Annotated in this window: 23 protein-coding genes and 1 other RNA gene; 13 read left to right on the top strand and 11 right to left on the bottom strand. The window is 68.1% G+C overall.

Annotated elements, in window-relative coordinates; all coding sequences use genetic code 11:
• Window positions 1-10: 10 nt before the first annotated feature.
• Together GXY15_04915 and GXY15_04910 are read left to right on the top strand one after the other, a co-directional pair.
• On the top strand, window positions 11-877 hold the full coding sequence (locus tag GXY15_04915; GenBank protein NLV40553.1) for a shikimate dehydrogenase: 867 nt from the start codon (window positions 11-13) through the stop codon (window positions 875-877).
• Window positions 878-1,029: 152 nt separating this feature from the next.
• Window positions 1,030-1,248: a hypothetical protein gene (locus GXY15_04910; protein NLV40552.1), complete on the top strand. Its 219-nt coding sequence runs from the start codon at window positions 1,030-1,032 to the stop codon at window positions 1,246-1,248.
• A gap of 36 nt (window positions 1,249-1,284) precedes the next feature.
• On the opposite strand, the gene ssrS is transcribed toward GXY15_04910, so the two are convergent.
• A non-coding RNA gene (gene ssrS, locus GXY15_04905) (6S RNA) lies at window positions 1,285-1,465 on the bottom strand.
• Between the two features lie 317 nt (window positions 1,466-1,782).
• Between ssrS and GXY15_04900 the strand changes: the two genes are divergently transcribed.
• A complete protein-coding gene (locus GXY15_04900; protein NLV40551.1) occupies window positions 1,783-2,559 on the top strand; it encodes a hypothetical protein in 777 nt (258 codons plus the stop codon).
• Between the two features lie 16 nt (window positions 2,560-2,575).
• Here GXY15_04900 and GXY15_04895 read toward each other — a convergent pair whose 3' ends face one another.
• The gene (locus GXY15_04895; GenBank protein ID NLV40550.1) at window positions 2,576-2,833 is read right to left on the bottom strand and encodes a Nif11 family protein; all 258 of its coding nucleotides are present in this window, start codon (window positions 2,831-2,833) and stop codon (window positions 2,576-2,578) included.
• 28 nt (window positions 2,834-2,861) lie between these two features.
• Entirely contained in the window at window positions 2,862-4,373 is a 1,512-nt protein-coding gene (locus tag GXY15_04890; protein NLV40549.1) for an HDOD domain-containing protein, read from the bottom strand.
• A gap of 158 nt (window positions 4,374-4,531) precedes the next feature.
• Here GXY15_04890 and hflX point away from each other — a divergent pair, with 158 nt between their 5' ends.
• From hflX to GXY15_04875, 3 genes are read left to right on the top strand one after another with little or no spacing between them, the layout of a single operon-like run.
• Entirely contained in the window at window positions 4,532-5,854 is a 1,323-nt protein-coding gene (gene hflX / locus GXY15_04885) for a GTPase HflX (GenBank protein ID NLV40548.1), read from the top strand.
• A complete protein-coding gene (locus GXY15_04880; GenBank protein NLV40547.1) occupies window positions 5,851-6,303 on the top strand; it encodes an NUDIX domain-containing protein in 453 nt (150 codons plus the stop codon). The genes hflX and GXY15_04880 overlap by 4 nt, the downstream gene beginning before the upstream one ends.
• Window positions 6,304-6,323: 20 nt before the next feature.
• Window positions 6,324-7,637, top strand: a complete 1,314-nt coding sequence (locus tag GXY15_04875; GenBank protein ID NLV40546.1) for a hypothetical protein — start codon at window positions 6,324-6,326, stop codon at window positions 7,635-7,637.
• On the opposite strand, the gene GXY15_04870 is transcribed toward GXY15_04875, so the two are convergent.
• From GXY15_04870 to GXY15_04860, 3 genes are all read right to left on the bottom strand, one after another.
• Window positions 7,634-8,245, bottom strand: a complete 612-nt coding sequence (locus GXY15_04870; protein ID NLV40545.1) for a YihA family ribosome biogenesis GTP-binding protein — start codon at window positions 8,243-8,245, stop codon at window positions 7,634-7,636. The two genes, GXY15_04875 and GXY15_04870, sit on opposite strands and share 4 nt — an antisense overlap.
• Complete coding sequence (lon, locus tag GXY15_04865; protein NLV40544.1) at window positions 8,242-10,620, bottom strand: endopeptidase La; 2,379 nt, start codon at window positions 10,618-10,620, stop codon at window positions 8,242-8,244. Before lon ends, GXY15_04870 begins: the two co-directional genes overlap by 4 nt.
• A 145-nt stretch (window positions 10,621-10,765) precedes the next feature.
• On the bottom strand, window positions 10,766-12,652 hold the full coding sequence (locus GXY15_04860) for an ABC-F family ATP-binding cassette domain-containing protein (GenBank protein NLV40543.1): 1,887 nt from the start codon (window positions 12,650-12,652) through the stop codon (window positions 10,766-10,768).
• A 329-nt stretch (window positions 12,653-12,981) separates the two neighbouring features.
• Between GXY15_04860 and GXY15_04855 the strand changes: the two genes are divergently transcribed.
• The 3 genes from GXY15_04855 (at window position 12,982) to GXY15_04845 (ending at window position 16,206) form a co-directional block, all read left to right on the top strand.
• A complete protein-coding gene (locus GXY15_04855; GenBank protein NLV40542.1) occupies window positions 12,982-14,313 on the top strand; it encodes a phenylacetate--CoA ligase in 1,332 nt (443 codons plus the stop codon).
• A gap of 67 nt (window positions 14,314-14,380) precedes the next feature.
• Window positions 14,381-14,821 (top strand): ACT domain-containing protein, encoded by a 441-nt coding sequence (locus GXY15_04850; protein ID NLV40541.1) that lies wholly within the window; start codon window positions 14,381-14,383, stop codon window positions 14,819-14,821.
• A gap of 59 nt (window positions 14,822-14,880) precedes the next feature.
• Window positions 14,881-16,206, top strand: a complete 1,326-nt coding sequence (locus GXY15_04845; protein ID NLV40540.1) for a phenylacetate--CoA ligase — start codon at window positions 14,881-14,883, stop codon at window positions 16,204-16,206.
• Window positions 16,207-16,345: 139 nt separating this feature from the next.
• Here the strand turns inward: GXY15_04845 and GXY15_04840 are convergent, their stop codons facing one another.
• From GXY15_04840 to GXY15_04830, 3 genes are all read right to left on the bottom strand, one after another.
• Window positions 16,346-17,446, bottom strand: a complete 1,101-nt coding sequence (locus GXY15_04840; GenBank protein ID NLV40539.1) for a glycosyltransferase family 4 protein — start codon at window positions 17,444-17,446, stop codon at window positions 16,346-16,348.
• Window positions 17,443-18,561, bottom strand: coding sequence for a glycosyltransferase family 4 protein (locus GXY15_04835; protein ID NLV40538.1), 1,119 nt, complete (start codon window positions 18,559-18,561; stop codon window positions 17,443-17,445). The genes GXY15_04840 and GXY15_04835 overlap by 4 nt, the downstream gene beginning before the upstream one ends.
• A gap of 143 nt (window positions 18,562-18,704) precedes the next feature.
• Entirely contained in the window at window positions 18,705-19,862 is a 1,158-nt protein-coding gene (locus GXY15_04830) for a hypothetical protein (protein NLV40537.1), read from the bottom strand.
• Window positions 19,863-20,075: 213 nt separating this feature from the next.
• Between GXY15_04830 and GXY15_04825 the strand changes: the two genes are divergently transcribed.
• A complete protein-coding gene (locus tag GXY15_04825; protein NLV40536.1) occupies window positions 20,076-21,056 on the top strand; it encodes a dihydrodipicolinate synthase family protein in 981 nt (326 codons plus the stop codon).
• Window positions 21,057-21,130: 74 nt separating this feature from the next.
• Here GXY15_04825 and GXY15_04820 read toward each other — a convergent pair whose 3' ends face one another.
• Both GXY15_04820 and GXY15_04815 read right to left on the bottom strand, forming a co-directional pair.
• Window positions 21,131-22,174, bottom strand: coding sequence for a DUF1559 domain-containing protein (locus tag GXY15_04820; GenBank protein ID NLV40535.1), 1,044 nt, complete (start codon window positions 22,172-22,174; stop codon window positions 21,131-21,133).
• Between the two features lie 187 nt (window positions 22,175-22,361).
• Window positions 22,362-23,486: an NAD-dependent epimerase/dehydratase family protein gene (locus GXY15_04815; GenBank protein ID NLV40534.1), complete on the bottom strand. Its 1,125-nt coding sequence runs from the start codon at window positions 23,484-23,486 to the stop codon at window positions 22,362-22,364.
• Window positions 23,487-23,556: 70 nt separating this feature from the next.
• Between GXY15_04815 and GXY15_04810 the strand changes: the two genes are divergently transcribed.
• Genes GXY15_04810 through GXY15_04800 form a run of 3 tightly spaced genes read left to right on the top strand, consistent with a single transcriptional unit; the run spans window position 23,557 to window position 26,705 of the window.
• On the top strand, window positions 23,557-24,501 hold the full coding sequence (locus tag GXY15_04810) for an NAD-dependent epimerase/dehydratase family protein (GenBank protein ID NLV40533.1): 945 nt from the start codon (window positions 23,557-23,559) through the stop codon (window positions 24,499-24,501).
• An 18-nt stretch (window positions 24,502-24,519) separates the two neighbouring features.
• Complete coding sequence (locus GXY15_04805; GenBank protein NLV40532.1) at window positions 24,520-25,869, top strand: sigma-54-dependent Fis family transcriptional regulator; 1,350 nt, start codon at window positions 24,520-24,522, stop codon at window positions 25,867-25,869.
• A gap of 29 nt (window positions 25,870-25,898) precedes the next feature.
• Window positions 25,899-26,705, top strand: a complete 807-nt coding sequence (locus GXY15_04800) for a hypothetical protein (GenBank protein ID NLV40531.1) — start codon at window positions 25,899-25,901, stop codon at window positions 26,703-26,705.
• The last annotated feature ends 8 nt before the right edge of the window (window positions 26,706-26,713 follow it).

Raw genomic sequence — 26,713 nt, 5'->3', positions numbered from 1 at the left:
GGGGCGCGGCATGGCCGAGGCGTTCGAAATCACCACGGAAACACGGCTCTGCGCGGTCATCGGCCACCCGGTGGCGCACTCCCTCTCCCCGGCCATGCACAACGCCGCGTTCCGCGCGGCGGGGCTGAACTTTGCCTATCTCGCCTTTGACGTGGAGGATGTTCCCGCCTTTCTCTCGGGAATGCGGGCGGCACCGTCCTTCCGCGGACTCAGCGTGACCATCCCGCACAAGGTGCGGGCGATGGCGTGCCTGGACGAGGTGGACGCGATGGCTCAGCGGGTGGGCTGCGTCAACACGGTGACCAACGAGAACGGCGTGCTGCGCGGCTCGGTCACGGACGGCACGGGGGCGCTGCGCGCCCTGGCCGAGGCGGGCGTCTCCCTGGCCGGCCGGCGCGTGCTGTTCCTCGGGGCGGGCGGCGCGGTGCGGGCGGTGGCCTTCGCCGCGGCCGAGGCGGGGCCGGAGCGCGTCACCATTCTGGGACGAAGCCGGGAGAAGGCGGTGGCCCTGGCCGCGGACCTTCGCCGCGCTGCGGAGGGCGTGGACGTGGGCGACGGGTCCCTCGTCTTCGAGCTGGACGAGGCGCTGGCCACCCACGATGTGATCATCAACGGGACCCCCCTGGGAATGCACGGGCACGACGTGGGGGCGAGCTGCGTGCCGCCGGAACGTCTCCGCCCGCAGCACGCGGTGTTTGACATGGTGTACCGGCCGCGCCGCACGCGTTTGTTGCAGGACGCGCTGATGGCCGGGTGTGCTACCATAGAGGGCATGGCGATGCTGCTGCATCAGGCGGTGCTTCAGTATGAGCTGTGGACCGGGCTTCCCGCGCCGGTGGATGTCATGCGCCGGGCGCTGGAGCGGGGTCTGGAATAGGAACGGCGGACGCCGGGTTCGGGAGCAGTGTGGCTGTTCCCGGCTTGCTGATAAAGAGAAGTGCGATGAGTGACGCAGACGCGAGGCCGGAAGAGCCGGCCGCCTTCAGCCTGGGATGCGGAATGGTCAACCAAGCAGAGAGGGGAAGCGCAATGATGAAAGTGCAGAGTTTTATCGGCAAGGTGAGCATCGGCGGCCTGCAGCAGATGGACCAGCAGATTAACGAGTGGATGAAACGGGCAAAGATCAAGCCGGCCTATGTGTGCCAGTGTTTTGGCACGGACATCCACCACGACGGGCGCGGCAACGAGCCCATCATCGTCGTCACGGTCTGGTATGAGGACACCGGCGATGTCATGAAGGACTTCTAGCCCTTCCCCCCCACACTCCGCCCTCCCCCCAAAAAGAAGAACCCTGCGCGTGCGGGCCGAAAGTTGGCGCGTGAACCTCATCCTCAGCAGGTGGGTGTTCTCACGGCGGCCGTCCGACGTCCACTCGAGGGAGGCATGCCGTAGGCCGCGCAGATATTGAACTCCCGTATCACGCGGAAAGGACAGGCGCATTACCCGGCGCGCACGGCAGGGAAAAAGCCATGCGTAAACCGTCCGACGGGAAAGCCCTGCCGCCGGACGCTATGTGCTGACGCCCAATCTTACCACACCCCGGAACAGCGCGCACAGCGTGGACAAAAAAGCACAGGAGTCTGCGGACGTTTGGGGGGGGGCGGAGCGGGAAAGGACGGCGAAGAATCCACCTTTTAGACCGGTTTCCGGGAAGAAACGGGGTTCCCGTGATGTTCCAAAGCGTGGAAAAGACGGCCTTTCCCCCGCTTCGTTGTTGCATTTGCGCCGGGAAGACCCCTATGATTCGGTCCCTGCAAAAAACCAGAACTTCGAGGTATGCCTGTGAGCAAGTGCGGTAAGACCGGGAAAGGCGGCCCTGAGGCCGCGGGCGGAACCAAGGAGCTGTTCGCCCTGACGCGCGATGTGCGGAAACGGCTCAAGGAGTGCTGCAAAGAGGGGGGCGAGAGCAGGCGCCAGGTGACGTACCTCTGGGTGTGCGTCTGCCCGCAGGGCATCGGTGAAAGCCCGGCCGGCGGCCATGAGTCCCAAAGGCTGACGCTCCAGGACTGGCTGAACGTTCTCGACGAGGCCGCCTCTCTCGGAGCTTGCTGGGTGGTGTTGTCCCTGACCACGCACCTTTCCCGCCACGAGGATGTCTGGGAGCTCTGCCGATGGGCGCAGGAAGCCCACGGCATGATGGTCGGCCTTCATCTGGTGGAGGACGATGTCACGCCCGAAGAGGCGGCGCGCCTCAAGGGGCTGGACGGGGACCGGCTCCGCCTGCTGGTGCGCCGCGAGTCGCTGGCAAAACTGAAGCCCCTGGAGGATCAGGGGTTTGTCCTGTGGACGGCGAACCCGCAGGAGGAGGACGGCGGGCGGCCCCGCTGCCAGGGTCCTGCCCGGATGATCTACGTGAACGCGGCGGGCGAGCTTTTCACCTGCGGACTGGTGGACGGGCTGGAGCAGTACCGGATGGGGAACGCGCTCCGCGAACGGCTGCATGACGTGGTGCGCGACCCCAGCCTGCCCCATGCCGTGGACGAATCCATCCACCGGATATGCTCCGGCTGCGACGGCTGCCCCTCCCTCATCGCGAACTTCTTCAGCGCCAACCTGTGACCCGCACCGCGCGCGACTAGTCCCGAACCTCCGGGATGCCGCCGAGCCCTATCTCATCCAGCACGCCGTTCAGGGAGTCCGTGTCGAGTTCCCCGGCCGCCGACCGCACCACGGCCTGCCGGTATTCCTCCTCCGAGAAGACGAGGCCTCTTTCCCCCGCCACCGCCACCAGCCCGGCCAACGCCTCCCTGCCGGTGAACTTGGCGAGCCTTCGCCGCACCCCGGGGCTTCTCCTGGCCAGGGCGAGGAACTTGAGCGCATTGTCCACCGACATGGGACACCCTCCGAAGATGTGGGCTGTTTCAGGCCGTTTCCGCCACGGCGGTCTGGGCCTGTTCGGCGGACAGCCCCAGGGAATACAGGGCATTCAGGCCCGCGTCGCTGATGTCCTCGTTAAAGGCGCCGTCCGGCCCCACGGACAACGAGGCGGCCAGGAGCAGGCAGGCCATGTCCTGATAATCCCCCGCCTCCTCGGGGTGCGTGTACAGGCGCACGCACTCTGAGATGATCGGGGGAATGCGCCACAGCACCAGCAGGCGCGCGCCCAACTCGTCCCCCCCGACACCGAACACCTGCTGTTCTGCCAGGGTGCGCGAGGCGCCGACAAGACGCCGGTCTATCTTCTTGGACTCCTCCGGCTCCAGAATCGCCAGCGCGAAACTTCCCAGGGAATGCAGGTATCCGGCGCTCTGAACGATGCTGGGCACGGAGCGTTCACAGGCCGCCGCGAGGAGGGCCGCCACGTTTCCCGTTTGGCGGGAATGACGGGCGACAATAGCCATCTGCTTCTCTGTCTGCGGGTTCGCCTCGCGCATGTTGGAGCAAAGCAGGCCCACGCCCTGGTCCCCGAGCAGGGCCGTGGCCAGGGCCAGGTTGTCCACCATGCCCGGCATCCCGTAGGCCGCGCTGTTGGCGGCGGAGAGCAGGGTGGCGACCAGCGGGGGGGACCAGGGGGCCAGTTCGCTCATTTTGCGCAGCCCCTCCCTGCCGTAGCCGACAAGAGAGGATATCTGCGTGGCGACACGGGGCGAGATTTCAAGCTGATCCAACTGTTCCATCCGGTCTGCGATGGAGGGCGGCGCCTCGACCGGCGCGGGGGGCGGGGCGGCCTCCTCCCTCGCAGCGGCTTCTTTTGCGGGCGCGGCCTTTTCCCCCTGCGCCGGCGGCGCCTGCGCCGGCGCCGCAGGGGCCCCGGCCGCAGCCTTGGCGCTTCCGGAGGCAGAAGACACGCCCGTCACGCCGTCGGGATTCCGCTTGATGTGGTAGTACTTTTCCACCACCTGGTAGAAATCGTCCAGGGAGCAGAGCACGGGCTTGACGCTCAGCCCCGTGTGGTTCTGGATTTCCGCAATGGCCTCCATGTCCAGCGGACAAACCATGGCGGCGGTCATCAGCTTCCCGAGGCGGTCAATGGGAAAGGCGAAATTGCGCAGGGCGATCTCGTGCGGCAGCAGGTTGACCATGTCCCGGTCCATGGCGATGTTCGCCAGATGGACCGCCGCGATGCCCGGCTGCCGGGAGAGAAGGCTGTGCAGGTCCTCGGCCTTCAGATGTCCCAGACGTATCAGGATTTCGTAGAGCTTGCCCCCCTGGGCCGTCTTGACGGCCAGCGCCTCCTCCACATGCTCCGGGGCCACCTTGCCGGACTGGCGGAAAAGCTGCATGAGCGGGTCAGAAACCTTGGCGCCGGGAGACTGGTCCCCACCGCCGCCCTCCTCCATCGCGTCCGGGTGGCCCGTGTCGCTTGCGGGAATGAGTCCGCCGCACTTCGGGCACTTGAAGAAACGCGCCGTGGCGACCTGGGGGACGCGCATGCGCTGTCCGCAGTGCTTGCAGGACACAATTCTGGTTGCGTTTTCCGATGCCAAAGCAGACCTCCTGACTCGCCAAGGCACTTCCACCCCCCTCATGACCGTCGGGGATGCGCCGCCTGACGTGTTATACTCGCATTTTGCCGAGATGGGAGTCAATTATGCACACCGAGGGCCACGAAACCGGGCAGGACAGCAGGATGGTGGACATTCCGCACCCCCCGGTCATTGAAAAGGCCGTCGCCGTGCGCGTTGTCCTGTCGCAGGAAAGCCCCGCGGAGGCCGAGGAGGCCCTGCACGAGTTGCGGGAGCTCGCGCGGACCGCCGGGGCCGACATCGTCTGCACGTTCGAACAGCACCGCTCCAGCCCCGACCCGGCCACCTACATCGGCGGCGGGAAACTGGAGTCCATCAAGGCGGCGATCGGGGAACTCGGCGCGGAGACGGTCCTTTTCGATGCGGACCTGGGCGCGGCGCAGGGCGTCAAGCTGGAAAAAGCGCTTGGTGTCAAGATCGTGGACCGCACGCAGCTGATTCTGGACATCTTCGCCGGGCGCGCGCAGACGCGCGAGGGCCGCATGCAGGTCGAGCTTGCCCAGCTTCAGTACCTCCTGCCGCGCCTCACGGGACGGGGCTCCATCATGCGGCAGCAGGGCGGCATCGGCGTGCGCGGGCCGGGCGAGCAGAAACTGGAGGTGGACCGCCGGGTCATCCGGGAACGGATCACCCGGCTGAAGGCCGAACTGGAGGAGGTGCGGAAGCACCGGCGCATCCAGCGGGACCGGCGGACGGCCCAGGGCATCCCCACGGTGGCCCTCGTCGGGTACACCAACGCCGGGAAATCGTCGCTGCTCAACGCCCTCACGGGCGCGGACGCCCTGGCGGAGGACAAACTTTTCGCCACCCTCGACCCCCTGGTGCGGCGCTGCTCCCTGCCCGGCGGCGGCGAGGCCCTGTTCGCCGACACCGTGGGCTTCGTGCGGCGGCTTCCCCACACCCTGGTCGCCGCGTTCCGAGCCACGCTGGAGGCTGTCAACGAGGCGGACCTGCTCCTCCTGGTCCTCGATGCGTCGCATCCGGCCATGGAGGAGCACCTGCGGACGGTGCGCAATGTGCTGGAGGAAATCGGCGCGGCGGCCATCCCCTTTGTCAAGGTGTACAACAAGGCCGACCTCCTCGATGAGGGCCTGCTGGCGGGCCTGACAACGGACCGGGCGCCGCACGCGGTCGTTTCCGCCCTGCGGGGCGACGGCCTCCGCGCACTGCTTGAGATGACCCAGGACCAGTTGCGGCGGGGGCGCACGCTGCTCCGGCTGCGGGTGCCGCAGAACCGGGCCGCCGTCCTGTCCCAGTTGCGCGCGCGCGCCCGCATTCTGGAAATCCGGTACGAGGGAAACGATGTGCTCGTGGACGCCGAGGTGGAGTCGGGCGCTGCCGGACGCTTCGCCGAGTGGGCGGAGATCGGCGAAGGAAGCGGGGCATGAGCGCGGACGGACCCAGGCTGCGCGTCGCGGCGCTGGTCATCCGGGACGACCGCGTTCTGCTGGTGCGCCATGTGAAAGACGGCGAGACACGCTGGCTCCTGCCCGGCGGCGGGGTGGACCGGGGGGAAACCCTGGCCGACGCCCTGCACCGCGAACTGCGGGAGGAGACCGGGCTGCAGGTCGCGCCCGGCCCGCTGGTGTCCTTCGAGGAGGCGGTGTCCCCGGACGGCGCGCGGCACGTGGTGCAGTTGGTGTTCCGCGCGGAGATCCTCTCCGGGGCGCCCCGCGCCACGGGGGACGACGCGCGGGTGGCGGAGGCGGTGTTCGTCCCTGTCGCGGAGCTGCCGAACCTGCGCCTGCATCTGTGCGCCGCAGGCCGACTGGCGGAACTGGCGCGTGAAAAGGAATCGCCGGGCATCCCCGGCGCGGGAAACCTCTGGAAACCCTGAGCACCGGAAGGGAGCATGTCATGAAGAGAACACGGGAATGTGCCGCTGTCACGCTGTGCCTGATTCTGGCCGCCGCGGCGGGAGCCGCCGCCGCCGGAGAAGGCGCCCTGCCTCGGGATGAGGCCAGGATCGCCGAAGTGGCCGCCGGTCAACGGACGGAGGCGGCAGCGTCGTGGTGGGGATTTGATCCCGCCGACGCCACGGAGTCCCTCCAGGCCGCGGTGGATTCGGGGGCGGCCCGGATCGTGGTGCCGTACACCGGCGCGCCCTGGGTGATCCGCCCCGTCCGCCTGCGGGGAAACCTGGAGCTGGTCTTCGAGCCGGGCGTGGTGGTGCTCGCCAAGCCCGGGGAGTTCAAGGGCGGGGGCGACAGCCTCTTCTCCGCGAAGGACGCGCAGAACATCACCGTGCGCGGGTACGGCGCGCGGCTGCGGATGCGCAAGGCGGACTACCAGTCCGACGCCTATGAGAAGGCCGAATGGCGGACCACGCTGACCTTCTCCGGGTGCCGCAACATCCGCGTGGAGGGCCTGTCGCTGGAGAACAGCGGCGGCGACGGCATCTACCTCGGCGCGACGGAGGCGCTCCCCCGCTGCGAGGAGGTGGTCATCCGGGACGTGCTGTGCTGGAACCACCACCGCCAGGGCATCAGCGTGATCAGCGCGAAGAACCTGCTGATTGAGAACTGCCGCTTTTTCGGGACCAAAGGCACGGCGCCGCAGGCGGGGATAGACCTGGAGCCCAACAGCGCGAACGAGTGCCTCGTGAACGTGACGGTGCGCAACTGCGTCATGGCCAACAACTGGGGCGCGGGCATCCTCGTGTACCTCAAGCCGCTCCGCAAGACCTCCGAACCCCTCTCCATCCTCTTTGAAAACTGCCATGTGCGCAGCGGGAACGACCAGGGCATCGGCGTGGGGGCGGTGGGCGACGACGGCCCCTCCGGCCTGATCGAGTTCCGCAACTGCACGGTCGAGAACACCCGGAACGGCGGCGCCTACGTCTACGACAAATCGGCGGAGGCCGCGCTGGTGCGCTTCAGCGGATGCAATTTCCGCAACACGGCGACGCGCTCCACGGAAAAGCACCCGTGGTGGCCCCTGGTCCTCTCGCTCAACCGGGACAGCATCACCCGGCGGCACGGCGGCGTGGAGTTTGTGGATTGCGCCGTGTATGACTGCCTGGACCGCGCGGCGCTCAAGACGGAGGAGGACCAGGGCGAAAAGGGCGCGGTGAATGTCACAGGAAACATCCGGCGGCGCGGCCCGGGCGCGGCGCGCGCGGAATTCACCCCGGAAAGCCAGGGCTGCACCCTGGAGGTGACGCCCTTCTAGTCCTCCTCCCCCTGCGCGGGGGGGGCGCCGAACACGTCGCCGATGACGGCGAGCAGTTCGCGGCGGCCCTGCCCCGTCTCGGAGGAGAACGGGATGATCAGGGCTTCGCGGTCCAGGCCCAGCTCGCGGCGGATGGCGGCCACGCCGGCGCCCTGCTGGTTGCGGGACAGCTTGTCCGCCTTGGTGGCCACGAGGACGGTCGGGCGCTCGTAGGATTCGAGCATCTCCACCATTTCGGCGTCCTGGGCGGAGGGCTTGTGCCGGATGTCCAGCAGCAGGGCGGCCAGTCTCAGGGACTCGCGCCCGCCCAGATAGTCGCGCATGAGGACCACCCATTCGTCACGCATGGACTTGGGGGCCTTGGCGAAACCGTAGCCCGGAAGATCCACGTAGTAGAAGCGGCCGTTCACGTCGAAGAAATTGACCAGCCGCGTCTTTCCGGGGGCGCTGCTCGTCTTGGCCAGCCCCTTGCGGCGGAGCAGGGTGTTGAGCAGGGAGGATTTGCCCACGTTGGACCTTCCCACGAAGGCCACCTCGGGGCGGCCGTCGCCGGGAAAGTGCTCCGGCAGGGAGGCGCTTTTCAGAAATGTGGCGCTGGTGATCTTCAAGAGGCTTTCCGGGGCTTCGCGGCGCGGCGTTTGGCCGGCGCGGCGGGAAACGCGGCCTTCAGCGCGTCGTTGACGTTGTCCACGAGCACGAAGCGGACCTCCTTGAGAACCTCGGCGGGCAGGTCGGGGAAGTCTTTCTCGTTGTCCCTGGGGAGGATGATGGTGCGGATGCCCGCGCGGCGCGCGGCGAGCACCTTTTCCTTGACGCCGCCAACGGGCAGCACCCGGCCGCGCAGGGTGATTTCACCGGTCATGGACAGGGCGTCCGCGGGGGCGCGGTTCACCAGGGCGGACATCATGGACACCAGAATGGCGACGCCTGCGGAGGGCCCGTCCTTGGGGATGGCGCCCTCGGGCACGTGGACGTGGAGGTCGTATTTCTTGTGGAAGTCCGCCGGAACCCCCAGCGCCTTCGTGTTCGCGCGCAGGTAGGTGTAGGCGGCGGCGGCCGACTCCTTCATCACCTCGCCCAGCTGCCCCGTGAGGGCGAGGCCCCCCTTGCCGGACATGACGCTGGTCTCAATGCGGAGAATGTCGCCCCCCGCCTGGGTCCACGCCATGCCCACGGCGACGCCCGGCTCGGCCACGGCCTCGGGGTGCACCGCGGAATAGATGGGCGGCCCCAGAAGGTCCCCGACGACTTTGGCGTCCACGGAGACATGGCCGCGCGCCTTTTCCTCGACGACACGGCGGGCGGTCTTGCGGCAGATGCCCGCAATGGAGCGCTCCAGCTCGCGGACCCCCGCCTCCTTGGTGTACCGCTGGATGATCTCGTCGAGCCCGGCGTCCTCGAAGGTGACCAGCCCGTCCGGAATGCCGTTCTCCGCGAACTGCCGGGGAATCAGGAAGCCCCGCGCGATGCGCGCCTTCTCCTCGTGCGTGTACCCGGGGATGCGCACGATCTCCATGCGGTCGTGCAGGGCGTGGGGGATGTCATACTCGCTGTTCGCCGTGGTGATGAAGAAGACCTCCGACAGGTCGAAGCCGACCTCCAGGAAGTGGTCGCTGAAATTCTTGTTCTGCGCCGGGTCGAGCACCTCCAGCAGCGCCGCCGAGGGGTCGCCGCGGAAGTCCATGCTCATCTTGTCTATCTCGTCCAGCATGAACACGGGGTTCCGCACGCCGACGGTCTTTATGCCCTGGATCACGCGCCCGGGCATGGAGCCGATATAGGTGCGCCGGTGCCCGCGGATTTCCGCCTCGTCGCGGACGCCGCCCAGGGAAATGCGGATGAACTTGCGGCCCATGGCGCGGGCGATGGACTGGCCGAGGGAGGTCTTGCCCACGCCGGGGGGGCCCACCAGGCAGAGGATCGGCCCCTTGGCGTTTTTGCTGAGCTTGAGGACCGCCAGGAACTCCAGGATGCGCTCCTTCACCTTCTCCAGCCCGTAGTGGTCCTCGTCGAGCACTTTGCGGGCGCGCTTCAGGTTGAGCGCGTCCTTGGTGCGCTTTGCCCAGGGCAGCTCGCACAGGGTCTCAAGATAGCCGCGGATCACGGCGCTTTCGGGGCTCATGAAGGGGAGCTTCTCGTAGCGGACCACCTCGCGCTCCGCGCGCTCGGCGATTTCGGCCGGCATCCCCGCCTTCTCAACCATCTCGCGGAGCTCGGCGGCCTCGCCGCCGCTCTCGTCGCGCACCCCCAGCTCCTGCTGGATCGCCTTGAGCTGCTCCTGGAGATAGTGGGACCGCTGGCCCCGCTCCATCTGCTCGCGCACGCGGCCGCGCACCTTCTGCTCGATGCGGGCGAGGTCTATCTCGCGCTCCAGGAAGACCGCCGCCATGTCGAGGCGGGCGCCCACGTCGAGGCACTCCAGCAGCTCCTGCCGCTCCGCCGTGGACACGAACAGGAAGGCGCAGATCGTGTCCGCGAACATGTCGGGGTCCTGCATCCCCTGGATGGCCATGAAGATTTCGGGGGCGATCCGCTGGGTGAGGCGGACGTACTCCTCGAACTGGTGGAGCACGGCGCGCGTCTTGCCCTCAAGCTCGATGCCCTTGGGAACGGACGACTCCACCTGCTCCACCATCGCCTCCCACGACTCGCCGCGCAGGTTGAAGCGCCGGACCCGGCCGCGGCCGAGCCCCTCCACCGCGATCTTCATGGAGCCGTCGGGCATGCGCAGGGCGTTGATGATTTTCGCGCCCGTGCCCACCCGGTACATTCCGTCGGCCTTCGGCTCCTCCTCCTCGCCGTTTTTCTGGGTGCAGAGGAAGAGCGCCGTGCCCGTGCGGATGCTTTCCTCGACCGCCGCCAGCGAGGCCGGGCGGCCCACAAACAGCGGCACGGTCATCCGGGGGAACACCACCGCGTCCTTCAGCGGCAGCAGGGGCAGCAGAACGTCTTCCGTCTTCTTTTTTCGGGTGATTTTGGGCATCAGCCAAGGGCTCCGTTGATTCCTGGTACGCGCGGGGGACGCCCCGTTGCGGCGGGCGCGCAGACTGCGCCGCCCCCCCGGGTCCCCCTTATGGACATTATACCGGTTTGGGCCGGTGTTCACAACGCCGCGCCGCCGCCGGGGATCACCCGGCGAGCTCCTCCCACTCCTCGTAGAGCCCCCGGAGGTCCTCCTTGAGGCCGTTGTACTCGTCCGTGAGCGCCTGGGCCGCCGTGAAATCCGCCGGGTCCAGGGCGGCGAACTTGCCCGTGTAGTCCGCGAGCAGGGCCTCCATGGCCGCGATGTCCGCCTCCACCTTGGCGAGGCGCTTCTGGCCTTTCCGGTCCTCGCGCAGGCGGGTCTTCTTGGCCTCGCGCTCCTTCTCGACGCGGCGGATGCGGAGAACCTCTTCGGCCGTCTTGTCCGAGACGTCCTCCTCGGCCTGGCCGGACTGGCGGTGGAAGTCCGCGTAGTTCCCCAGGAAGACCCGGGCCCTGCCGTCGCGGATGATGACGAGCTTCTCCACCAGCCCGTCCACCAGGGCGCGGTCGTGGCTGGCCAGCAGGATGCTCCCGCCGAAGGCGGCCAGCGCGCCCTCCAGCGCCTCGCGCGACGCGATGTCGAGGTGGTTCGTCGGCTCGTCGAGCAGCAGCAGGTTGGCCCCGCCGAGGATCATCTTCGCCATGGCCACGCGGGCCAGCTCGCCGCCGCTGAGGGTGGACACGGGCTTGAACACGTCCTCGCCCGTGAACAGCAGCCGGCCGAGAAAGCGGCGCGCCTGCTCCGGCGTGAAGTCGGGCCGCACCGAAAGCACCTCCGAGAGGATGTCGTTCGCCCGGTTCACGTTGTCGTGGTTCTGCTCGAAGAAGGACAGCGACACCTTGTGCCCCAGGGTCACCGCGCCGCCCGTGCCCGTGTGCATCCCGGCGATCTGGCGCAGGAGCGTCGTCTTGCCCGCGCCGTTCGGGCCGACAATCCCCACGCGCTCGCCCCGGCGCACGGTAAAGCTGATCCCGTCGTACAGGGTCAGGTCGCCGTAGGCCATGGCGGCGTCGCGCACGTCCAGCACCACCTCGCCGCTGCGCTCCACCTCGCCGAGGCGGAAGGCCGCCGTGTCCGCCTCCGGCGGTGGGGCCTCGATGCGCTCCATCTTGTCCAGCCGCTTGAGGCGGCTCTGCATCTGGCGCGCCTTGGTGTTCTTGTAGCGGAAGCGCTCGATGAGGGCCTCCTCCTTGCGGATGAAGTCCTCCTGCCGCTCGTAGGCCTTCTGGTACTGCTCGCGCACCAGCGCCTTCTGCTTGTGGTAGAAGGCGTAGTTCCCCGAGTAGTCGAAGAGCTGGCCCCGCTCCACCTCGACGATCCGGGTGGTCGCGTTGTTGAGCATCTGGCGGTCGTGCGAAATGATCATCACGGCCTCGCGGCAGCTCGTCAGGTACGACTCCAGCCACTCCCGGGCCTCCACGTCCAGATGGTTCTCCGGCTCGTCCAGCAGCAGCAGGTCGGCGTCGCGCAGCAGCGCCAGCGCCAGGCGCAGCCGCGTGCGCTGCCCCCCGCTGAGGGCGCGGAAGGGCAGCGAGAACTCCTCCGGCCGGAAGCCGAGCCCCTGGAGCACCTGCTTCACCCGCGTCCGGAACCCGTAGCCCCCCATCGCCGTGAAGGCGTGCTGCGCGTCGCTGTACTCCGCCAGCAGGGCGTCCCCCTCCGCCGCCATGCGCTCCTCCAGCCGCGCCAGCCGCGCCTCCAGCTCCAGAATCTCCGGAAAACTCTCCATCACGATGTCCTGGATCGTCTTCTCCTCCGCCACCCTCGGAAGCTGCTCCAGGCACGCCAGCCGCAGCCGCCGCATCCGCTCCACCACCCCCGAATCCGGGTCCACCTCCCCCGTGATCACCCGGAACACCGTGGACTTCCCCGTGCCGTTCCGGCCGATGAGCCCCACCCGCTCCCCCGGCTCAATGCGCAGGCTCACCCCGTCCAAGACAGGGCGTCCCAGATATGATTTGGTGATGTTTTCGAGACGGACAAGACTCATGACGCGCGTGCAATGCCTCTCGGAATGGAAGAATCGCGCGAAGTATAGCCAATTCCGGGGCCACCGTCCAACACCGCACCGGCTCACGCGGACCGACGCGGCAATTCCCGGCGCAAAACAGGGCCGCCTGGAGACCGGCGCCGCCCGCTTTGGTTTTCCGCATTTCTTGCAGTATCCCGCCGCGGGTTGCACGGGAGGAAATGCGCGGCTATACTACAAGCCTCTCCCGGGCGGGGCCTCAGGCACGCCGGGAGGGGTGCATTTCTGTCGGGTTCAAGGGCGCGGCGGTCCCCGCGCGGGGTCAACTTTTTCAGGAAAGGAATCAGGGCATGATGGAGTTCTGGCACGATCCCGGATGCGAGTTTCATCCGGCCAGCGCGATGGATTACCTGCCGGTGGAGCAGCTCCGGCAGCTGCAGCTGCACCGGCTTCATGCGGTGGTGCGGCGGGCCTACGAGAACGTGGCCCATTTTCGCGCGCGGATGGACGCGCGGGGCATGACGCCGAACGACATCCACTGCCTCGCGGACATCGCCCAGCTTCCGTTCACCGTGAAGACGGACCTGCGGGACACCTACCCGTTCGGGCTGTTCGCCAGCCCGATGAGCGAGGTGGTGCGGCTGCACGCGTCCAGCGGCACGACGGGGAAGCCGATCGTGGTGGCCTACACGCAGCAGGACCTGAAGGTCTGGGCGAGCGTGATGGTGCGGGCGTTTGCGGCGTGCGGGCTCCAGCGCGGCGACGTGATCCAGAACGGCTACGGGTACGGCCTGTTCACGGGCGGCCTGGGGGCGCACTACGGCGCGGAGGCGCTGGGGGCGACGGTGATCCCGATCTCCGGGGGCAACACGGACCGGCAGATCATGGTGATGAAGGACTTCGGTACGACGGCGATCTGCTGCACACCGAGCTACTTCCTGCGGATCATCGAGCGGGCGCGGGAGATGGGGATCGAGCTGCGCGACCTGCCGCTGAAGGCGGGGGTGTTCGGCGCGGAGCCGTGGACCGAGGAGATGCGCAAGCGCGTTGAGGCGGAGTCGGGCATCAAGGCCTACGACATCTACGGCCTGTCCGAGATCATCGGGCCGGGCGTGGGCAACGAGTGCGCGCACCAGAACGGGCTGCACATCTTCGAGGACCATTTCTACCCGGAGATCGTGGACCCGGAGACGCTGGCGCCGCTGCCGGACGGGCAGGAGGGCGAGCTGGTGCTGACGACGCTCAGCAAGCAGGCCATGCCCATGATCCGTTACCGGACCCGCGACATCACGTCCATCTTCGCCGAGCCCTGCCCCTGCGGCCGCACCATCCGGCGCATCCGCCGCATCTCGCGCCGCAGCGACGACATGCTCATCATCCGCGGCGTGAACGTGTTCCCGTCGCAGATCGAGGAGGCGCTCCTGTCCGTCGAGGGCACGGCGCCGCACTACGTCATCGTGCTGACGAACGACGGGACGATGGATGACATCGAGGTGCATGTGGAGATGACGCCGGAGATCTTCAGCGACCGGATCGCGGCGGTGGAGGGGCTGGCGAAGAAGATCAGCGCGGCCATCGAGCGCATCATCAACATCCGCGTGAAGGTGCGGCTCGTGGAGCCCAACACCATCGCCCGCAGCGAGGGCAAGGCCAAGCGCGTCATAGACCAGCGAAAGAAGTGACCCGCCGCGCCGCGCGGCCGGCGCCCGCGGAAACCCCGGCATTGAGAAACAAGAGCAAGGAGGTGACATGAAAATCCCGCAGTTGAGCATGTTCATGGAAAACAAGCCCGGCCGCCTGAGCGACCCCTGCCGGCGCCTCGCCGAGGCGGGCATCAACATCGTGACCCTGTCCCTGGCCGACACCCAGCAGTTCGGCATCCTGCGCCTGATCGTCCGCGACTGGAAAAAGGCGCGCGAGGTCCTCTCCCAGGCGGGCTGCGTGGTCACGGTCACCGAGGTGGTCGCCACGGAGGTCGAGGACAAGCCGGGCGGCCTGGCGACCATCCTGGAGGTGATCGAGAAGGCCGGGCTGAACATTGAGTACATGTACGCCTTCACGTTCCGTTCCGGGGACCGGGCGGTGCTGGTGTTCCGGTTCAACGACGCCGACGCGGCCATCCAGGTCCTGAAGGACAACGGGATCAACGTCATCGGCGGCGTGGAGCTCTACGACCGCGCCGGGGGCTGACCCCCGGCCCGCCGCCGTCCAAACCCGTCCGGCATCCCGGCCGGACCGGAGGTTGTTTCATGAGCACCGAGTTCGCCTACGAGAACCGCATCTTTGACCCCGCCGAAACCATGCCGCGCGCCGACCTGCACGCGCTGCAGCTCCATCGGCTCCGGGAGACTGTCGCCCGCGCCGGTCAGGTGCCGTTCTATGCCGCCCTCTTCAAAAAGGAGGGGATCACGCCGGAATCCATCAAAACGCTGGACGACCTGCGGCGGCTGCCGTTCACGAACAAGTCGGACATGCGGGAAAACTATCCCCTCGGCCTGTGCGCGGTGCCCCGCGCGGAGCTCGCGCGCATCCACGGGTCCTCCGGCACCACGGGCATGCCCACCTTCGTCGGCTACACGAAGAACGACCTGGACATGTGGGCGGGGCTCTGCGCCCGGTTCCTTGTGGCCGGGGGCCTGCGCCCCGAGCACACCGTGCAGGTGTCCTTCGGCTACGGCCTGTTCACCGGCGGGTTCGGCCTGCACTACGGCATTGAGCGGGTGGGCGCGGCGATCATCCCGGCGTCGTCGGGCAACACGAGCCGCCAGATCATGCTCATGCGCGACCTGCAGCCCGAGGTGCTCATCTGCACGCCAAGCTACGCCCTCAACATCGCCGAGGTCTGCCGCTCCATGGGCCTCGACCCCCGCGGGCTGAGCCTGAAGTTCGCCCATTTCGGCGGCGAGATGTGGACCGAGGACATGCGCGCCCAGATCGAGCGCGAGCTGGACATCCTCGCGTTCAACAATTACGGCCTCAGCGAGATCATCGGCCCCGGCGTCAGCGGCGAGTGCGCCGCGCGCTCGGGCATGCACCTCCAGGAGGACCACTTCCTGGTCGAGTGCCTGGACCCCGATACCCTGGAGCCCGTGGAGGACTATTCCTACGGGGAACTGGTGATCACGGCCCTCACCCGCGAGGCGCTTCCCATGATCCGCTACCGCACCCGCGACATCGCCGCGCTGGACACGTGCCCCTGCCCCTGCGGCCGCACGGGCCGCAAGATGGGCCGCGTGGTCGGCCGCACGGACGACATGCTCATCATCCGCGGGGTCAACGTGTTCCCCTCGCAGATCGAGGAGGCCCTCCTGGCCGTCGAGGGCACCGCGCCGCACTACCTCATCGAGGTGAGCCGCCCCCAGAACCTCGACGAGGTTTCGGTGAAGGTGGAGGTCCGCCCCGAGTTCTTCTCCGACAAGATGAGCGAGATGCAGGCCCTGCGCGACCGCATTGACCGGAAAATCCAGGCCTTCACCGGCATCCACGTCTCCGTGGAACTGGTCGCCCCCAAGACCATCGAGCGCTCCGTCGGCAAGGCCGTCCGCGTCGTGGACAACCGGAAGCTGCGGGCCTGAACCGGATGCCCCCTCGCATTCCCTGAAACTTCGCAAGGCCGGCCGCTGTGGATAGTCGTCAGGAAGCGTTGGGGGGCCGCCGAACGCGCCAAGATGGCGCGTCTACGTTTGTGCTCCCACCCCCTCTTTGCCCGATTCCTCACGCAAGTTCCCGGTAGGCTTTCGCAGTGAGCGCCGCCGTGCGCTCCCAAGTGAAGTGCGCCGCGCGTTTCACGCCCTCATTGGACAGCCGCTCCCGCAACGCCGCATCCCCCGCCACACGCCGCATCACGTCGCAGAGCGCCTCCGTGTCCAGCGGGTCCACCAGCAGGGCGGCGTCCCCGGCCACCTCCGGCAGGCTGGAGGTGCCGGACGTGACCACCGGCACGCCGCAGGCCATCGCCTCCAGCACGGGCAGCCCGAAGCCCTCCATGAGGCTCGGCCACACGAAGGCCGCCGCGCCGCCCAGCAGGGCGGGCAGATCGGCGTCGGGCACATGGTCCAGCCGCCTCAGCCGCTCCGGACACCGCACCCCGCGCAGGGCCGCCTCGATCGGCCCGGTCTTCCAGCCACCGCGCCCCGCGACAACAAGCCCCGGCATGTCCGGCTCCCCGGCGATGCGGTCCCAGGCCTCCACCAGGCGCGCCACGTTCTCGCGCGGCTCCAGGGTGCCCACGAAGAGGAAGTAGCGGTCGGGGAGCCCGAGACGCGTTTTCAGACGCGCGATGTCTTCCGGGTCGGGCGGGCGGAACCGCGCGTCGCAGCCCAGGGGCGCCACGCGGACCCGGTCCTCCGGCACGCGGAGAAGGTCGCGCACATCGTCCGCCGTGGCCTGGGAGTCCGCGAGAATCAGGTCCGCCCGCGCGGCGGCCCGGGCAATGAACACGCGGTAGTAGAGCGCCTTCGCGGCGGGGAACCATTCCGGGTGGCGCAGGAAGCACAGGTCGTGGACCGTGACCACGAGGGGGCGGGTCCGGGTGAGCGGTCCGGTGGAGGCGGGGTAATGGAGCACCTGCGGGCCGAAGCGCCGCACAAGGTCCGGGAACCCGCGCGCCTCCGACAGAAAACGGCCCGGGCCGCCTTCGGGAAAGGGCACGGCGGTCACGCGGGGATGCGCCGGGGGCGCGCCCGCCCCGGCGGGCCAGGCCAGCACCAGCTCCAGGTCCGCGTCGGCCGCGGGCAGGGCGCGGCAGAGTTCGGCGGCGTGGCGGCCCGTGCCGCTGCGGTTCCCAGCCTGGAGGGCGTTCAGCAGCACCCTCATGGCGCGAGCCTCCGGTAGACGTCCCCCGTGCGGCGGGCGGCTTCGGCCCAGGTGAACCGCGCGGCCTGCGCGGGGCCCATTGCCCGCAACCGCGCCGTCAGGTCCGGCGTGTCCAGCACCTCGCTGATCCGCTCCGCGAGGGCGTCCGCGTCCGCCGGCGGGAAATACAGCGCGGCGTCGCCGCCCACCTCAGGCAGGCAGGAACTCTCCGACGCCACGGCCGGGCAGCCGCAGGCCATCGCCTCGGCCAGCGGCAGGCCGAATCCCTCGTAGTGCGACGGCAGGACGAAGAGGTCCGCCGCCGAGTACACCGCCGCCAGATCCCCCCGCCGCGGAAGGTAGCCCGCCATCACCAGCCGGTCGCCGATGTTCTCGCGCGCCGCCGCGGCGTGGAAGGCGTCCATCCCCCAGCCCGGCGCGCCCACCAGCACCAGCCGGTGCGGGCGGCCCTTGCAGGCCTTCGCGAAGGCCCGCACCAGCGTTTCCAGATTCTTGCGCGGCTCCACCGTGCCCACATGGAGGACATAGGGGGCGTCGAAACCGAACAGCGCCGCCGCCCGCGCGCGGGCCGCGCCGCGCTCCATGGGGGCCAGCGCGGGGTCCGGCGCGCCGTGGGCCACGAAGACCTTCTCCGCGGGCACCCCGCACAGGCGGACAATGTCGTTCCGGCTGTGCTCCGAGCAGGTGATCACCGCGTCCGCCCGCGCCGCGAAATCCGGCACCCGCCGCGCGAACAGGTCCACCACCTTCGGGCTCGCCCAGCGCGGCTCCACAAGGAAAGCCAGGTCGTAGATGGTCAGCACCCGCCGCGCCCGGCGGACCGGCGGCAGGAAATAGTTCGTCGCGTGGAAGACGTCCAGCCCCCCCAGCAGCGTGTCCGGACACGGGAGACCGGCGGTGCCCCAGCAGGCATACACCGCCCGCGTCGGCAGGGGAACATGCCGGACCCGCATCTCCGGCGGCGCGCCGCACGGCGCATGGAGCCCCGTGGCCCAGCCCAGCAGCGCGTCCCCCGGCGCCAGCAGCGGCGGCAGATGCGCCAGCACCTGGCGGACATAATTGCCCACCCCCGAGGAACGCCGCGTCAGCGGCGTGATGTCCATACCCAAGCGCATGGCGGAAAGACCGCTCCTGTCCGCCGATGACTATACCGGAGGGGTTTACATTGGTGCCAGTCGCGCGGGATACGGCGGGGGGATGGGAGGTATGGGAAGTATGGGGGGAACGCTGTGCGGGGAGAAGACGGGGCCGGGTGCGTCTACCAGTTGAAACGCTCGAGAAGCGAGAACACCCGTTTCTCTTCCAAGAGATCACCGAGAAGGTTGTGAAAATCATTCTCACAAGCCTTGGTCGCGCGAAAAAACACCTTGTAACGCACAGGAAGAAGGGCGTTGCCGCCGTTTCTGAAGGCCATCATGCAGAAGTCAGATCGAGCCTGTATCTTCAGCAGGTCTCCCCACTGATGCGCAACCATTTCGTGTCCGTGCCGGACAACCACGAGCCGCTCGCGCTGAAAATGAAGCGCTCCGCGCCCCGGAAACCAGAAGGCCAGATATTTCATTCCGAAATACCCATTCCATGTGAGAAAGAACAGGCCAAGAACCCCAAAGGGTATTGCCATCGTGCATGGAAACCTTTCGGTCAGCATGCCGTACAGCACCAGGAAGAGAAACAGAACCATCAGAACCATACCAAGGGCGTGCCCCCAATATGTGAGCCGCGAAAGGGGAAGCACGATCTCCTTGACGTGTCCGTCATCATTACGGATTACCCGGCATTGTCTGCCATAGGTCTCTTGAAAGTCGTCCTCAAGTATCTTTTGGCCCTTGTCCATAGTCCGCCGGAAGACACCGTCTTCTGGGAGACGGAAGGGGGCTTCGATGAGGCGGCCAAAAAGCTGGCGAAAAGACTCCTTGTGGAAGGGGTATTCTCTCGTCCAGAAGAGCATGGGGAGGTGGACCCTCCGGCCTCCCTTGAAGACAAGGCATCTTCTGTCCGAACGGACCGACTCCAGCTGATCCCAGGGCAGAACCACTGAATCACACCCCTCGGGAGAGATGACCATGCGGTCGGAGCAGAAGGTTATCGTGGTCCTCCGGCGAAGGTAGGGCCATTGACGGAACGCCTCCACGGCAACCATTTCCGCCAGGACAACCAAGGTGGGCAACAAGATAACGGCGATCGCCAGGGATTTCCATATCCAAGCCTCATCGTAGGTGCTGGTGCCCGCAAGAGGGACGCTGCAAACTTGGGATACAAACCAGTACACTACGAGGATTCCCATGGCCACGACCGCGAGGTACGGGAACACCAGCAGGGCTTGCCATCGGCTTGGACGGTACCGGATGGCGACGCACTTCCCCTCCTCATCAAGCACCGGGCGGATGCGGGAGGGATGGTTCTTCGGTAGATTCATGCCATTATCCCTCGACCCATATTCTCCGGGAAAAGACTATAGCGGACATGGTTCTTTCCGCGCCAGTCGCGGGGGCAATGACCATCCGCGCGCGGCAGCCTGTTTGCGCGGTCGCGGTCGGATGGTGCATGATGTCCCCACCAGCCGCGCCCCTCCGGCGTGTGTTTTCCGGCGCGGGAAGCGGCCTGGCCCACCACTGAAAGGAACCTCCCCATGAAAGTGCCCCAGTATGTGCGCGGCGCGATTGCGCCGGTCTTCAGCGTGTTCCAGGAGAACGGCGCCCTGGACGAGGACGGCCAGCGGACCTTCCTGAATTTCCTGCTCCAGTCGGGGGATATCAGCGCGCACTTCGTGCGGTCGGGCATGGGGCTGATGTACACGTACTCAATGGAGGACACAAAGCAGATGGCGCGGGTGGCGTGCGCGCATCTGCGGGGCAAGGCGGCGGTGGTGGTGGGCTGCAGCGGGATCTGGGACCGCAACCTGGACCGGCTTCCGGACCCGGACACCTATCTCGCCCAGGGGATCGAGCTGGGGCAGTACGCCCTGGACCAGGGCGCGGACGGCGTGGTGTACACCGTGCCGGAGTGCCTGAAGCCGGCGGCCGGGCAGACGGAGTCAGACGTCATCCTGCGGTATTTCGAGGCCGTGTGCGCCCAGGTGAAGGGGCCGGTGCTCATCTACCAGCCGCCGGTGACGCCGAAGAACTATGAAATGTCGCCGGAGGTGATGGCGCGGCTGGCGGACATGGACAACATCGTCGGCGCGAAAATCTCCAGCGTGGACGGGTACTACCTCTACGAGCTGCTGCGGGCGGTGCGCGGGAAGGAGTTCGGGTTCATCATCGGCTGCGAGATGCTCTACTACGCGGGGCTCTCCCTCGGCGCGCGGGCCTGCATCGGCCAGGGCACGACGGTCAACCCGCAGCTCATCCGTTTCATGCTGGACGCCCATGACCGGAACGACTGGCAGGGCGTGCTGGAGGCGCAGGACGCGGTGAACCTGATGGTCCGGAAGAGCCCGAGCCCGGTGGACTTCCTGAAGACCTACGCCACGGAGAAGGGCTTCCCCACGCCGCTGCACAACCGCTCGCAGGCGAGCAACCCCTACATGAGCGACCGCGCCCCGATGACGCGGGAGGAGTACGACCGGTTCAAGCCGCTGTTTGAGGAGACGATCGCCCGTTTCTCCTGAGAGACGGGCCCTAACAGAAAGAAAACGCGCCCCGGCACCGGCCGGGGCGCGTTCCGTTTCAAACGGGGGACGGCTCAGCCGCCCATGATGCCGCCGACGAAGTCGGCCACGGTGCCCATGACCGGGGGGAAGGACCCCTGCATGAGCTGGGTCGCCTCCACGGCGGACCCGGCGGTGGCCAGACTGGGCACCGGCACATAGCGCAGGAACTCCACATGGCCGTCCATGTAGAGGACATTGCAGCCGCCCGGGATGTGGTTGAACAGGGGTTCCGACCCACCCGCGGAGATGGTGTCGGACATGATCCACAGGGTGCTCTGGGCCATGTTGGACGCGCCGGGGTTGTTGATGTCGGTGATCAGGAAACGCTCAATTCCCTCGCGGAGACGGTAGATGGTGCTTCCGCCGCCGTTCCCGGCGTAGCCGGCAAAGGCCGGCGTGAGGGGCGAATCCTGGTCCAGCACCCGGGCCAGCCCGTAGGGGTCTTCGGCCAGACCAAAGAGGCCCGCCCCCTCCTTTGCGGCCAACCCGTCGAGGGCGGCGCCGATCTGGACCGGCACCCACGGGTCGCCGGTCATGGTGCCGCCGAAGGCATCCAGGATGGCGGTGATGGTGAAGACGCTGGACCGTTCCGTCAGCTTGAGGTTGTCAAAGCACCAGCCAAGGTACATGTAGCTGGCGTCAATCTCCTCCGGCTCAAAGGAGAGGCGAGGCGTTCCGGGGACGCCGCCCTCGTTGTTGTCCGGCTGGAAAACCTGTTTCTTCTGGTGCGAACCCAGTTCCGGATCCGAGGGGCACAGTGCGATATTCGGGTCCGTCAGGTATTCGGGATAGATGGCATAGACCGCCGGGCCGGCCGCCAGCTCCACGGAAATGCCGTCGCTGTTCCACTGGGTGCGGTCGCGCACCACCTGCAAGGGGGGAAACGAGCCCTTGGCCTCGTTGCTGTACATTTTGAAAACGAGGCCCCACTGTTTCAGATTGTTCTGGCAACTGGAGCGCCGGGCCGCCTCGCGGGCGCGGGCGAGGGCCGGCAGCAGGATCGCCGCCAGGATGCCGATGATGGCGATGACCACCAGTAGCTCGATGAGAGTGAACCCTTTTCTGGACCTGCTCATGAATTCATTCCTCCTTCTTGGCCCTGCCGGGCCCGGGTTGAACGCCTGCCTACTTCCCACTACAGGAAAAGTGTATCCCTTTTCCATTGATTTGACAAGCCCTTCATGGGGAAGGTTTCACCTTTTTTACAGTATGAAACCGGGGTGCGAGGGCGCACAGTGCCGGGAAATGGACAGGGGAAACGAATCAGGCGAGAATGCCGGCGAGGGCGTCCCGGTGGTCGGTGATCCAGCGGCACAGGTCGCCGACAATGTCCGCCACGCCCTTCTCCGGCCGCCAGCCCGTGGCGGCGGTGATCTCGGCGTTGTCGGTGACATACCACGGCACGTCGGCCGCGCGGGTCTCCGGCACGGACCCGACGGGGATGCTGTTGCCCGTTGCCTCCCGGCACAGGCCGGTCAACTCAAGCAGCGAGGCGCAGGAGCCGGGGCCGCCGCCCGCGTTGAAGACCTGCCCGGCCCGGCGGCCGGGGTTTTCCGACTGGAGAAGCACGAGCCGGACCAGGTCGTCCACGTGCAGCATGTCGCGCACCTGCTTCCCGGCGCCGCCGTAGCCGATGTAGGCGAGGTTTCCCCCGTAGACATGCCGCGCGGCCCACAGCCCCGCCACCCCCTGGTCCACCCGGCCCATCTGCCAGGGCCCGGCGATCACGCCGCAGCGGTTGACCACGGCGGGCAGACCGTACATGTCCGCGTACTCCGCGATGAGCAGCTCGGCGCACAGCTTGGTCGCCCCGTAGAGGGACCGCGGCCCGTCCAGCGGGAAGGCGGTCGTGACGCCGTCCGGGGACACGCCGGGGAGCGCCTGCTCCGCCGCCGCCTCGAAACGGGTCTCCCCCTCGGAAAGCGATATCTGGTTCAGGCGCGCCACGGGGTACACCCGGCTCGTGGAAAGGAAGACCATCGCGGCGCCGTGGCGGCGGGCGTGCTCCAGACAGCGCACCGCCCCGGTGAGGTTTGTGTCCAGCACATAGTCGGGCGACCCGTCGTAGCCCGCGAGGACGGACGGCTCCGCGCTGCACTCGACCACAAGGTCCACGGGGCCGCAGGCCTCCAGGTCGCCGGGGGAGCGCACGTCGCCGTGCACGAACGACACGCCGCCCGCGGCGAGCCTCGGCAGGTTCAACTCCGACCCGCGGCGGCGCAGATTGTCCAGCGCGGTGACGGACACGTTTTCGCCGCCCGCCTTGAAGGCCAGCGCCAGCGCGCTTCCCACGAACCCGGCCCCGCCGGTGACGAGTATCTTCCGCACGGCTGCGTCCTCCGTTAACTGCGGCGCGAATGGAAGTCGCGCGCCCGTGTAGGGTACCATACACGCAATCACAAACGAACGCGCCGCCCCCGGCCTGCGCCCCGGGCACGCGCGGAGAGAGGCATTATCCATGAGCAGGATTCTCGTCACGGGCGGCGCCGGGTTCATCGGGTCGCATGTGTGCGACGCGCTGGTTGAGGCGGGGCACGATGTCGCGGTGGTGGACGACCTTTCCTCCGGGTGCGGGGACTTCCTCAACCCGAAGGCGTCCTTCTACGAGATGGACATCCGGGCGGCGCAGCTCGCCGAGGTCTTCGAGGAACGCCGCCCCGAGTATGTCTACCACTTCGCCGCGCAGATTGACGTGCGCCGCAGTGTGGAGGACCCGCTCTACGACGCGGACGTGAACGTCCGCGGCTCCCTCAACCTTCTGGAGATGTGCCGGGCGCACAACGTGAAGAAGTTCCTCTTCGCGTCCACCGGCGGCGCGATCTACGGCTCGCCGGAGAAGCTGCCCGCGCCCGAGACCTGCCCCGCCCTGCCCGAGTCGCACTACGGGGTCAGCAAGTACTGCGTGGAGCAGTACATCGGCCTCTACGGGCGGCTGCACAAGCTCCCGTACACCATCCTCCGGTTCCCGAACGTCTACGGCCCCCGGCAGAACCCCCACGGCGAGGCGGGCGTCTGCTCCATCCTCGCCGGGCTCATGCTGGACGGGACCGCGCCGGTGCTCTACGGCCAGGGCGAGCCCCTGCGCGACTATGTGTACGTGGGCGACATCGCGCGCGGCTGCCTGCTCGCCCTCAAGAAGGGCGACCGGGACATCCTGAACCTCGGCTCCGGCAAGGGCACCTCCGTCAAGGAGCTTTTCACGATCATCCAGAAACTCACCAAGTTCGAGGGAAAGCCCGCGCTCAAGGATTTGCGCGCCGGCGAGGTGCAGAAGATCTTCATCACCGGCGCGCGGGCCGCCGAAGTCCTCGGCTGGAAGCCCGAAGTGCCGCTCAAGGAGGGCCTCGAGCGGACCGTCGCGTTCATCGTGGAACAGCGCGCAAAGGCCGCCGAAGAAGGCTGACCGCGCGCAGGGGGCCCCATGGCAGACCGCCGCAAAGCCGCCGTCCTCGTTGTGGACCAGAATGCCAGGGCCGGCCGGGTCCTGGCCGACTGGCTCAACGACCGGGGCCACGCCGCAGTGGCCGTGGACAGCGGGGAGAAGGCCTTCAACCGTCTCGACGCCCAGCCGTGGGACGCCCTCGTCGCCGAGTTCGGCGCGCAGCGCGTCAACGGCGAGCGGCTCGCCCGCGTGGCCCTCTCGCGGTACCCCGACATGTGCGTCGTGCTCTCCGTCACGGAGGCGCAGGCGGGCCGCGCGCTGGCCCTGCTCGCCGAGGGGGTGCAGGACTACCTGGTCAAACCGGTGGACCTGCCGCGCCTCGACGCGGCGCTCCGGCGCGGATACGCGTTTCAGGACCTGCGGCGCGAGCGCGTCGAGCTGCAGCGCCGGCTGGACGAGCAGTTCGGCCTCATGCGGCTCACGGGCCGGTCCGGGCGCATGCTCGACGTCTACCGGCAGGTGCGCCACGCCGCCCCCCTCTCCACCCCCGTGCTGGTGTGCGGCGAGCCGGGCTCGGGCAAGGAAATCGCCGCCGGGGCCATCCACACCACCGGCCCCCGCCGCGACGCCCCCATGGTCAAGGCGGACGCCGCCGCCCTCCCCCCCGCCGAGCAGGCGCGCGCGCTCTTCGGCGAGGGGCACCGCGAGGGGCTCATTGAGACCGCCGAGGACGGCACCTTCTTCCTCGACAACGCGGAGGCCCTGTGCCCCGAGGCGCAGGAGCGCCTGACCCGCTGGCTGGCGTGCGGCAAACTCCAGCGGGCGGGAACGGCGCGGGAGGTTTCCGCCAACGCGCGCCTCATCGCCGCCACCCGCCGCAGCCCCGCCGGCCTGCGCGGCGGGGACGGCCTCTCCCCCGCCCTCGCCGAGGCCCTGTCCGCGCTGGTCGTGGAAATGCCGCCCCTGCGCCGGCGTCCCCAGGACATTCCCCTGCTCGTGCGCGAGATTCTCGACCGGCGCGCCCGCGCCGCCCAGTCGGAGCCCCGCACGGTCTCCCCCGCCCTGCTGGAACTGCTCGCCCGCTACGACTGGCCGGGAAACGTGCGGGAACTGGAGGCGGTGCTGGAGGGCATGGACCTGAGCGCCGCCCCCGGCCCCCTGGGCCTGGACATCGCCCCGCCGTATCTGAGGAAGGCCGCACGCCCCGCCAAGGGGGAGCTCCGCGTGCCCCTCGGCGTGCCCATGGCCGTCATCGAGCGCGCCGCCATCGAGGAAACCCTGCGCCACTGCGACTACGACAAGGCCGCCTGCGCCCGCATGCTCGGCATCGGCCTGCGCACCCTCTACCGCAAGCTCGCCCAGTACGGCGAAGACGACACCCGCGCCTGAAGACGCCAACCGATGAAGGAGTGTTCCGCATGAACCGTCGCGCGTTTCTTGCCGGAGTCAGCGCCCTGTCCCTGGGGCTTCCCCGCCTGTGCCGTGCCGCGGAGGACGGACCCCGTCTCCGGGTGGCGACCTACAACATCCACCACGCCGAGGGCACGGACGGCCGGCTGGACCTGGACCGGATCGCGGGAATCCTCCGGGAGCTGGACGCGGACGTGGTCTGCCTCCAGGAGGTGGACCGCAATCAGCCGCGCACGGAAAAGCTGGACATGCCCTCGCTCTTCGCGGAGAAGCTGAAAATGACGTCCGCCTACGGCGTCAACTACCAATTCTCCGGCGGCGACTACGGCGTGCTCACGCTGACCCGACTGCCGCTCCTCGCGCAGAAGAACACCCCCCTCGCCAACCCGGAAGGCGTCGCGGAACCGCGGGGATGCCTCACCGTGACGGTCCGCTGGCAGGACCGCGAGGTGGACATCCACAACACGCATCTGGGCCTGAGTCCGAAGGAGCGCGCCGCGCAGGTGGAGGACGTCCTGCCGCTTTTCCGTCCGGACACCCCCACCCTCCTGCTCGGCGACCTCAATGAAGGGCCGGACGGCCCCGCCGTGGCTCGGCTCCGGGAGAAACTCGCCGACACCTTCACAGGGCCGAAGGACGAGGGGTCGCTCCCGGGCGCGAAAAAGGCGCGCCGGATTGATTTCATCCTCGCATCCCCACATTTCCAGACCGTGGAGTCCGTAGTCCATGTGACCGGCACCACCCGCACCGCCTCCGACCATTTCCCCTGCCGCGCCGCGCTGGCGTGGCGCGACCCTGTGCCCGCAACGCCCTGAGAGGCCCG

It is taken from the genome of Candidatus Hydrogenedentota bacterium, from assembly GCA_012730045.1.
In the GTDB taxonomy this organism is placed as follows: Bacteria; Hydrogenedentota; Hydrogenedentia; order Hydrogenedentales; family CAITNO01; genus JAAYBR01.
Note: the sequence above shows the minus strand (reverse complement) of the source record. Positions and strands in the feature narration are given on the sequence as shown.

What these genes read in the sequence shown, in the direction of transcription:
- GXY15_04915 (NLV40553.1), top strand. Translation starts at nt 11, where the DNA reads ATGGCCGAGGCGTTCGAAATCACCACGGAAACACGGCTCTGCGCGGTC.
- GXY15_04910 (NLV40552.1), top strand. Translation starts at nt 1,030, where the DNA reads ATGATGAAAGTGCAGAGTTTTATCGGCAAGGTGAGCATCGGCGGCCTG.
- GXY15_04895 (NLV40550.1), bottom strand. Translation starts at nt 2,833, where the DNA reads ATGTCGGTGGACAATGCGCTCAAGTTCCTCGCCCTGGCCAGGAGAAGC.
- GXY15_04890 (NLV40549.1), bottom strand. Translation starts at nt 4,373, where the DNA reads ATGCGCGTCCCCCAGGTCGCCACGGCGCGTTTCTTCAAGTGCCCGAAG.
- hflX (NLV40548.1), top strand. Translation starts at nt 4,532, where the DNA reads ATGCACACCGAGGGCCACGAAACCGGGCAGGACAGCAGGATGGTGGAC.
- GXY15_04880 (NLV40547.1), top strand. Translation starts at nt 5,851, where the DNA reads ATGAGCGCGGACGGACCCAGGCTGCGCGTCGCGGCGCTGGTCATCCGG.
- GXY15_04875 (NLV40546.1), top strand. Translation starts at nt 6,324, where the DNA reads ATGAAGAGAACACGGGAATGTGCCGCTGTCACGCTGTGCCTGATTCTG.
- lon (NLV40544.1), bottom strand. Translation starts at nt 10,620, where the DNA reads ATGCCCAAAATCACCCGAAAAAAGAAGACGGAAGACGTTCTGCTGCCC.
- GXY15_04860 (NLV40543.1), bottom strand. Translation starts at nt 12,652, where the DNA reads ATGAGTCTTGTCCGTCTCGAAAACATCACCAAATCATATCTGGGACGC.
- GXY15_04855 (NLV40542.1), top strand. Translation starts at nt 12,982, where the DNA reads ATGATGGAGTTCTGGCACGATCCCGGATGCGAGTTTCATCCGGCCAGC.
- GXY15_04850 (NLV40541.1), top strand. Translation starts at nt 14,381, where the DNA reads ATGAAAATCCCGCAGTTGAGCATGTTCATGGAAAACAAGCCCGGCCGC.
- GXY15_04845 (NLV40540.1), top strand. Translation starts at nt 14,881, where the DNA reads ATGAGCACCGAGTTCGCCTACGAGAACCGCATCTTTGACCCCGCCGAA.
- GXY15_04840 (NLV40539.1), bottom strand. Translation starts at nt 17,446, where the DNA reads ATGAGGGTGCTGCTGAACGCCCTCCAGGCTGGGAACCGCAGCGGCACG.
- GXY15_04835 (NLV40538.1), bottom strand. Translation starts at nt 18,561, where the DNA reads ATGCGCTTGGGTATGGACATCACGCCGCTGACGCGGCGTTCCTCGGGG.
- GXY15_04830 (NLV40537.1), bottom strand. Translation starts at nt 19,862, where the DNA reads ATGAATCTACCGAAGAACCATCCCTCCCGCATCCGCCCGGTGCTTGAT.
- GXY15_04825 (NLV40536.1), top strand. Translation starts at nt 20,076, where the DNA reads ATGAAAGTGCCCCAGTATGTGCGCGGCGCGATTGCGCCGGTCTTCAGC.
- GXY15_04820 (NLV40535.1), bottom strand. Translation starts at nt 22,174, where the DNA reads ATGAGCAGGTCCAGAAAAGGGTTCACTCTCATCGAGCTACTGGTGGTC.
- GXY15_04815 (NLV40534.1), bottom strand. Translation starts at nt 23,486, where the DNA reads ATGGTACCCTACACGGGCGCGCGACTTCCATTCGCGCCGCAGTTAACG.
- GXY15_04810 (NLV40533.1), top strand. Translation starts at nt 23,557, where the DNA reads ATGAGCAGGATTCTCGTCACGGGCGGCGCCGGGTTCATCGGGTCGCAT.
- GXY15_04805 (NLV40532.1), top strand. Translation starts at nt 24,520, where the DNA reads ATGGCAGACCGCCGCAAAGCCGCCGTCCTCGTTGTGGACCAGAATGCC.
- GXY15_04800 (NLV40531.1), top strand. Translation starts at nt 25,899, where the DNA reads ATGAACCGTCGCGCGTTTCTTGCCGGAGTCAGCGCCCTGTCCCTGGGG.